Source organism: Aeromonas sp. HMWF014 (assembly GCF_963878295.1).
GTDB classification, from domain to species: Bacteria; Pseudomonadota; Gammaproteobacteria; order Enterobacterales; family Aeromonadaceae; genus Aeromonas; species Aeromonas popoffii.
Genome location: NZ_CAWNYS010000478.1, coordinates 1 through 7,108, shown reverse-complemented (window position 1 = coordinate 7,108; position 7,108 = coordinate 1). Strand labels below are relative to the sequence as shown.

Here is a 7,108-nt window from a genome sequence, read left to right as displayed (position 1 = left end):
CCGCCTGCACATCAACTCGCTGGAGGAGCTGACCAAGGCGCTCAAGAACAAGCCCGAGGTACTGGCACTGAACATACAGCGCGGGGAGTCCTCCCTCTATCTGGTTTTACGTTAACGCCCTCACACCCGCGGCCGTCGCCGCGGGTGATTTTTATCCACCGATAGTGTTATTCTCTGCGCGCTGCATGTACGGATGAGAATGACATGAAAATCCCACCTTTGATCAGTTACTTGGGCAAGTCTATCGGCTTCGGTTTAACCGTGGCGGCTCTCCTGTTGCTGATGTTTCCCGATTTCCGTGGCGGTGCCCAGCTGCCTGGCCTCATCACCAATGCCCGCGATCTGAGCTTCTCCTATGCGGCACACCGGGCCGGCCCTGCCGTCGTCAACATTTATACCCGCAGCTTCGCCCGCAATCAGGGCAACCAGGCCGAACTCAGGCCTCAGGGGCTGGGTTCGGGCGTCATCATGAACCCGCGTGGCCATGTGCTGACCAACTACCATGTCATCGCCGATGCGGACCAGATAATAGTCGCGCTGCAGGATGGCCGCGTGTTCAGTGCCGAGCTGGTCGGTACCGATCAGCTGACCGATCTGGCGGTGCTCTACATAGAGTCGGATAACCTGCCGGTGATCCCGCAGGATCCCGATCGGCTGCCGGATGTGGGGGATGTAGTGCTCGCCATCGGCAACCCCTACAACGTCGGCCAGACCATCACTCAAGGCATTATCAGTGCCACCGGCCGGATCGGTCTCTCCAGCATGGGGCCGGACAGCAACGGGCGGCAGGATCTGTTGCAGACCGATGCCGCCATCAACGAGGGCAACTCAGGTGGCGCCCTGGTCAACGGCCGTGGCGATCTGGTCGGCATCAACACGGCCGCCTATCATCTCAATAGCAATCAGGAGAGCTATGGCATCAGCTTCGCCATCCCCTACAAGCTGGCCAAGCGGATCATGGACGAGCTGATCGCCAATGGCCGGGTCATCCGCGGCTACCTCGGCATCTCCAGCGTCGAGATCAACCCCATAGTGGCCCGCATGATGAACCTGGGCGATCTGCGTGGCCTGGTGATCGAGAACCTGGATCCCAATGGCCCAGCGGCCAGGGGGGGGCTGGCACGGGGAGATGTGCTGCTCAAGATCAACGGGGAAGCCATCAGTGGCGTGCGCTCCGCCATGGACAAGATCGTCGAGAGCCGCCCCGGCACCAAGCTCACTATCTCGGTGTTTCGCGATGGCAAGCCACTGGAGGTGCAGGTCACCATAGAAGAAGACCTGCGCTACCAGCAAAGACAACAGAACAAGAACAAGGACAATGCCAACGCGAGTGCCGCTGCCGCCAGCTGACGCTCAGTGCTCTCCATTACAAGGGCGGGATACCGCCCTTTGTCATCTCTGCGCCCCTTCTTTTCCTTATCATCCGTGAGGCGACTCACAGTTTCCGCCAAGCCTTATCGGGTCAGTCCCGCGGGCCAAGTGTGCCTTTGATCACACTAAGTTGGCCCCGATAGCAGCCCTCCGCCCCCACCAACGCACAAAAATCACCGTTTTCAGCCCAAGCGCACGGGAATTTCCGCTTCGAATCGGAAAAACGCTGCCTCCTCTGCACGCCCCTGCGGGCTTAGGGTAACGCCATCCCTTCTGCCAGCCTTGGAGAGCAGACATTGCAAACAGAGACCCACGACCAGACCCTGACCCCGAACAGCCCGGCGTTGCTGCGCAAGACCGACCTGGTCCTGGCACGCATCCATCCCCTGCTGGCCGAACAGGGCATCATCCCCAACGAGGTGCAACGGCAGATGCTGGCCTCCCATGTCAAGGCCATGGTGTGGCGCTCCCATAGCGGCGAATCCTTGCCAGAGGTCGACCTCAGCCTGTTCGAGGAGATCTCCCCCCTTTCCCTGCGGCTGGCCGAACAGGTCGTCGCCTGGCTGGACAAGCTGGCCTATGAAGAGGCTCACCTCTTGTCCGTCCATTTCGAAGTCGCCAAAGAAAACGAACTCAGCTCACTCAAAGGAGATATCTAAATGTCAGCCATCAAACTCGTGATTGGAGATCGTCTCGGCAAGGGCCAGAAAGTGGGTGCAGGGGCAGAAACCGCCGGTGCCAGCGTGACCGTGATCCCTGGTATGGCCGCCGACATGAAGCTCGGTGATGTGATGAACAAGGAGCAGGCGGATCTTGGCATCTCCTTCTGCGGCAGCGGTGGCGCCGGTGCCATCACGGCCCAGACCAAATACGGCTACAAGTGCCGCTATGGCATGCGTTCCGTCGAGGAGGGTGTCACCGCCATCAATGACGGCTGCGTGGTGCTGGGCTTCGGCTTCATGGACAAGGAAGAGCTGGGCCAGAAGCTGGTCGAAGCCTTCGCAAAGAAGCACGGACGCGTCTGATGAAAGAGAACTTCACCACCCAGGTCATCGTCAACGGCAAGGGGACGACCCGCCAACAGGCGTTCGCCGCCGCCCTCAGTCAGGTGCAACCAACCCTGCTCAAGGACAACCCGCGCGTGATGCTACGGATCGAACCGGTCGAGGTGCAGGTGCTCAAGGCCGAAGAGTCAGTCCGGGTGGAGAAGTTCCTGTTCTTCTTCCTGCCGCGCCAGCGCCACGAGTTTCGCGTCCAGCTCGAGATCACGGTCAAGGTCACCAGCCTGGACGCCGAACAAGTCACGTTCACCCGGGTGTGACGCCACCCGCTGGCACCACCTCACAAGAAGGATACCCTGGATGTTTCTAATCATATTTATCAAGTCACTCATCATCGGCGGCCTGGTGGGCGTCGGGGTGGGGGCTGGCGCGGCGCGGATGTTCCACGCCCCGACCGTACAGGGCATGGGCGCTTTCCGTACCCTGGGCGAGCTCAACTCCTGCGAAGGGGATCCCGCCTCCCACTTCTCGTTCGGCCTCGGCTTCTTCTTCAACGCCTGGGCCTCGACGGTGGCGGCCGGTGCCTTCACCCAGGACGTGGACCACCGCATCATTCCGCACTGGGCCACAGCCGCACTGCTGGTCAAGAATCGGGATCTCGCCACCACCTTGCATGACCCGAAAAAGATGGCCATCGCCGGCGGCATCATAGGCGCCATCGTCGTCGCTTTCCTCAACAGCACGGCCGCTGCTGTGCCGGAAGCCCTGCAAGTCACCGCCGTCAAGGTGCTGGTACCGGCTGCAAACCTGTTGGTCAACACCGTCATGCCGGTCATCTTCTGGCTCGCCGCCATCGAGGCGGGCAAGAAATCCGGCTTCTGGGCCACCATCTTCGGCGGTCTGGCGCAACTCATCATGGGCAACGCAGTACCGGGGCTGGTGCTCGGCATCCTGATCGGCAAGGGGGTAGAGGAGAGCGGCTGGAACCACGTCACTCGCGTGATGATGGCCGCCATCGTGCTGCTGTTCGTGCTGAGCGGCTTCTTCCGCGGCTTCGACATTAAACTGATTGAATCCTTCCACCTGGGCATTCCCCTGTGGCTGGAGAACGTCCATAACCTGCTTAGCGGCAAATAAGGGGCCATGCCATGGATGAGAAACTGAGAAACAACTTCTGGTACGCCGACTGGTCCTTCCCCATCTTCGTCGGCCTGCTCTCGGCCGGCGTCTTTGCCGGGACCCACATGTTCTACCTGTACGGGGTCGGTGCCTTCAACGAGGTGGCCTTCGTCGCCATGCTAAAAGCCGGCATGGACACAGGCGCCTACGGCGCGGTCGCCGCATTCGGTGCCAGCTTCCTGTTTGCCCGCATCATCGAGGGATCGCTGGTGGGGATCCTGGATATTGGCGGCGCCATCCAGACCGGGGTCGGGCTGGGCGTGCCCGCCCTGTTGCTGGGTGCCGGTATCGTCTATCCGGTGGAGAACTTTGGCGCCTCGCTGGCTACCGGTATGGCCATCGGGCTTGCTATTGGCGGCATCATCATTCTGGCGCGCAAGTTCACCATCAACCAGAGCAACTCTACCTACGGCGCCGACGTGATGATGGGGGCTGGCAACAGCTCGGGCCGCTTCCTTGGCCCCTTGATCATCCTCTCCGCCATGGGGGCCTCCATCCCCATAGGACTGGGTTCACTGCTGGGTGCACTGCTGTTCTACGTGTGGAACAAGCCCATCACAGGCGGCGCTATCCTGGGGGCCATGCTGCTCGGCACCTTCTTCCCGGTCGCCCTGGCATAAGCACTCGCCGCCCTGAGGGGCGGCCTCTTCGAGGTCATCACCATGCATGACATGATCATCAGAGCCGGGCGCCAGGGAGATGGCCAGCTCGTCGATATCGCCATCAAGGAGGGCAAACTGGCGGCCATTGGTCACCTGCCTGCTGAGGCGGTTGCCAGAGAGACCCTTGAGCTCGCCGGTCGTATTCATGTGAGCGCAGGCTGGATTGACGGCCACACCCACTGCTACCCCGCCTCCCCCATCTATCACGATGAACCGGACAAGGTCGGGGTGGAATCCGGCGTCACCACCGTCATCGACGCGGGCAGCACAGGGGCCGACGATGTGGACGACTTCCAGCGGATCGCCGCTGGCTGCAAGACCCGGGTGCACGCCCTGCTCAACATCGCCCGCATCGGCCTGCTGCACCAGAACGAACTGGCCGATAGCCGGGATCTGGATATGTCGCTCGCCTCGGCAGCCATTCGTCGCCATCCCGAGCTTATCGTCGGCATCAAGGCGCGCATGAGCGGCAGCGTGGTGGGCGAAAACGGCCTGCAACCGCTGCGCATGGCCAAGGCGCTGCAACAGGCCCACGGCCAGCTGCCGCTGATGGTACACGTGGGCAACACGCCGCCGGATCTGGACGAGATTGTGACCCTGCTGGGGGATGGCGACCTGCTGACCCACTGCTTCAACGGCAAACCGAACCGCATCCTGACCCCGACTGGCGAGCTGCGGGTCGCGGTGCGCGAGGCGATGCAGCGCGGCATGTTGCTCGACATTGGCCACGGCGGCGCCAGCTTCAGCTTTGACGTGGCGGAGCTTGCCATCCGTCAGGGGATCCTGCCCCACACCATCAGCTCCGATATCTACTGCAAGAACCGTATCAAGGGGCCGGTCTACAGCCTGGCCCACGTGATGTCGAAGTTTCTCGCCATCGGCATGACGCTGGAGCAGGTACTGGCCTGTGTCACCCACCACGCGGCCGATGCACTGCGGCTGACCGGCAAGGGGCGACTTGAGGTGGGCGCCGATGCCGACCTGACCCTGTTCGAGGTCACCAGCGGCCCGACACTGTTTATGGATACCGAAGCCCAGTCCCGCAACGGTGACCAACAACTGCTGCCTCTCGCCTCCCTGGTGGGGGGCGAACTGGTTCTGACTCACAATGGGAAATCACACCATGCCTTCTGTTTATGAGAAATATCAGCTCAAACCGGTGATCAACGCCTCCGGGCGCATGACCATTCTCGGTGTCTCCACCCCCGAGCAGGAGGTGGTCGATGCGGTCAACTTCGGCCTCGGCCACTACTTCGAGGTCAAGGATCTGGTCAACAAGACAGGCGCCTATCTGGCTGGCTTGCTGGATGTGGAGGATGCGGTGGTGGTCTCCTGCGCCAGCGCCGGTATCGCCCAGTCGGTGGCCGCCGTGATAGTGCGTGGCGACCCCTACCGCCTTGAGCAGCTGCACGCCCATGCCCACGGGGTGCCGAGCGAAATCGCGCTGCCCAAGGGACACAACGTCAACTTTGGCGCCCCGGTCGGCACCATGGTCAATCTGGGTGGCGGCAAGGTGGTGGAGGCTGGCTATGCCAACGAGTGCTCCCCTGCCCAACTGACCGCCGCCATCAATGCCAACACCGCCGCCATTCTCTATATCAAGTCCCACCACTGCGTGCAGAAGAGCATTCTGTCGGTGGCCGAGGCCGCCGAGGTGGCCCGGGCACACAACCTGCCTCTGATCGTCGATGCCGCTGCGGAAGAAGATCTGCGGCTCTATTACAACCAGGGTGCGGATCTGGTCATCTACAGCGGCGCCAAGGCCATCGAAGGGCCCACCAGCGGGCTGGTGCTCGGCAAGCGGCAATACGTGGAGTGGGTCAAACAGCAGGCCAACGGCATCGGCCGCGCCATGAAGGTGGGCAAGGAGGGGATCCTCGGCCTGACCCACGCCATCGAGCGCTATCTGGCCAAAGAGAAGGAGAGCGGCGCCACCATGGTCGCCAAAATGAGCCCCTTCATCGAACGCCTCAACCAGCTGCCCGGCGTCACCGCCAAGGTAGTGTGGGACAGTGCAGGACGTGACATTGCCCGCACAGATATCGCGTTTGACCACCAGCAGATCGGCATGACCACTGTGCAGCTCGTCACCCGCCTGCAGCAGGGCAATCCCGCCATCTACTGCCGTGGCTACAAGGCCAACGAGGGGCACATCGAGATCGATGTGCGCAGCGTCACCATCCCCCAGCTCGACCAGATCCATGCCGCCATTGCCAACCTCGTACAGGAGAATCGCTGATGTCCCTTACTCCCAACTACTACCGTGATCGTGTCTGCCTCAACGTACTGGCAGGTTCCAAAGAGAACGCCGTCGCGGTGTACGACGCAGCTGAAGGTCATGTGCTGGTCGGCGTGCTCTCCAAAAACTATCCGGATATCCCCGCTGCGGTCACCGATATGAAGGAGTATGCGGCCCTTATCGACAACGCCCTCTCCATCGGACTGGGGGCTGGCGATCCGCGCCAGTCCGCCATGGTCGCCGAGCTGGCTCGCCAGCTGCAGCCCCAGCACGTCAACCAGGTGTTCACCGGGGTCGGCGCCAGCCGGGCGTTGCTCGGCCAGTCACAAACGCTGGTGAATGGCCTTATCTCCCCCACCGGTACGCCGGGCATGGTGAAGATCTCAACCGGCCCCCTCAGTGCCCGGCAGCCGGACGGCATTGTCCCCATCGATACCGCCATCGCCCTGCTCAAGGACATGGGCGGCAGCTCGGTCAAGTTCTTCCCCATGGGCGGGCTGGCCTGCCGCGACGAGTATCAGGCGGTGGCCGAAGCCTGCGCCCGCCACGACTTCTGGCTGGAGCCCACCGGTGGCATCGATCTGGAAAACTTCGAGGAGATAGTGCGGATTGCGCTGAACGCCGGTGTCGAGAAGGTGATCCCCCACGTCTACAGC

General features: G+C 62.1%; 9 protein-coding genes. All 9 read left to right on the top strand.

Going from position 1 to position 7,108, the window contains the following annotated elements; genetic code table 11:
• The first annotated feature begins 204 nt into the window (after positions 1–204).
• Positions 205–1,350: an outer membrane-stress sensor serine endopeptidase DegS gene (degS, locus tag AAC083_RS18620; RefSeq protein ID WP_108537394.1), complete on the top strand. Its 1,146-nt coding sequence runs from the start codon at positions 205–207 to the stop codon at positions 1,348–1,350.
• 317 nt (positions 1,351–1,667) lie between these two features.
• Positions 1,668–2,030, top strand: coding sequence for a transcriptional regulator (locus AAC083_RS18615; protein ID WP_108537393.1), 363 nt, complete (start codon positions 1,668–1,670; stop codon positions 2,028–2,030).
• A complete protein-coding gene (locus AAC083_RS18610; protein ID WP_042039079.1) occupies positions 2,031–2,396 on the top strand; it encodes a glycine-rich SFCGS family protein in 366 nt (121 codons plus the stop codon). It abuts the gene before it with no gap.
• The gene (locus AAC083_RS18605) at positions 2,396–2,692 is read left to right on the top strand and encodes a DUF4312 family protein (protein ID WP_108537392.1); all 297 of its coding nucleotides are present in this window, start codon (positions 2,396–2,398) and stop codon (positions 2,690–2,692) included. Before AAC083_RS18610 ends, AAC083_RS18605 begins: the two co-directional genes overlap by 1 nt.
• A gap of 40 nt (positions 2,693–2,732) precedes the next feature.
• Positions 2,733–3,509: a DUF4311 domain-containing protein gene (locus AAC083_RS18600; RefSeq protein ID WP_042039084.1), complete on the top strand. Its 777-nt coding sequence runs from the start codon at positions 2,733–2,735 to the stop codon at positions 3,507–3,509.
• 11 nt (positions 3,510–3,520) lie between these two features.
• On the top strand, positions 3,521–4,171 hold the full coding sequence (locus AAC083_RS18595) for a DUF4310 family protein (RefSeq protein ID WP_042039086.1): 651 nt from the start codon (positions 3,521–3,523) through the stop codon (positions 4,169–4,171).
• A gap of 42 nt (positions 4,172–4,213) precedes the next feature.
• On the top strand, positions 4,214–5,353 hold the full coding sequence (locus AAC083_RS18590; RefSeq protein WP_108537391.1) for an amidohydrolase/deacetylase family metallohydrolase: 1,140 nt from the start codon (positions 4,214–4,216) through the stop codon (positions 5,351–5,353).
• Entirely contained in the window at positions 5,337–6,452 is a 1,116-nt protein-coding gene (locus AAC083_RS18585) for a DgaE family pyridoxal phosphate-dependent ammonia lyase (protein ID WP_108537390.1), read from the top strand. Before AAC083_RS18590 ends, AAC083_RS18585 begins: the two co-directional genes overlap by 17 nt.
• The coding region (dagF, locus tag AAC083_RS18580; RefSeq protein WP_108537389.1) for a 2-dehydro-3-deoxy-phosphogluconate aldolase at positions 6,452–7,108 on the top strand (657 nt) is incomplete at its 3' end. The genes AAC083_RS18585 and dagF, both read left to right, overlap by 1 nt.

Bases quoted from the DNA above. Each gene is read 5' to 3' on its own strand.
- AAC083_RS18595 (WP_042039086.1), top strand. From the start codon at position 3,521: ATGGATGAGAAACTGAGAAACAACTTCTGGTACGCCGACTGGTCCTTC.
- AAC083_RS18610 (WP_042039079.1), top strand. From the start codon at position 2,031: ATGTCAGCCATCAAACTCGTGATTGGAGATCGTCTCGGCAAGGGCCAG.
- AAC083_RS18605 (WP_108537392.1), top strand. From the start codon at position 2,396: ATGAAAGAGAACTTCACCACCCAGGTCATCGTCAACGGCAAGGGGACG.
- AAC083_RS18600 (WP_042039084.1), top strand. From the start codon at position 2,733: ATGTTTCTAATCATATTTATCAAGTCACTCATCATCGGCGGCCTGGTG.
- degS (WP_108537394.1), top strand. From the start codon at position 205: ATGAAAATCCCACCTTTGATCAGTTACTTGGGCAAGTCTATCGGCTTC.
- AAC083_RS18585 (WP_108537390.1), top strand. From the start codon at position 5,337: ATGCCTTCTGTTTATGAGAAATATCAGCTCAAACCGGTGATCAACGCC.
- AAC083_RS18590 (WP_108537391.1), top strand. From the start codon at position 4,214: ATGCATGACATGATCATCAGAGCCGGGCGCCAGGGAGATGGCCAGCTC.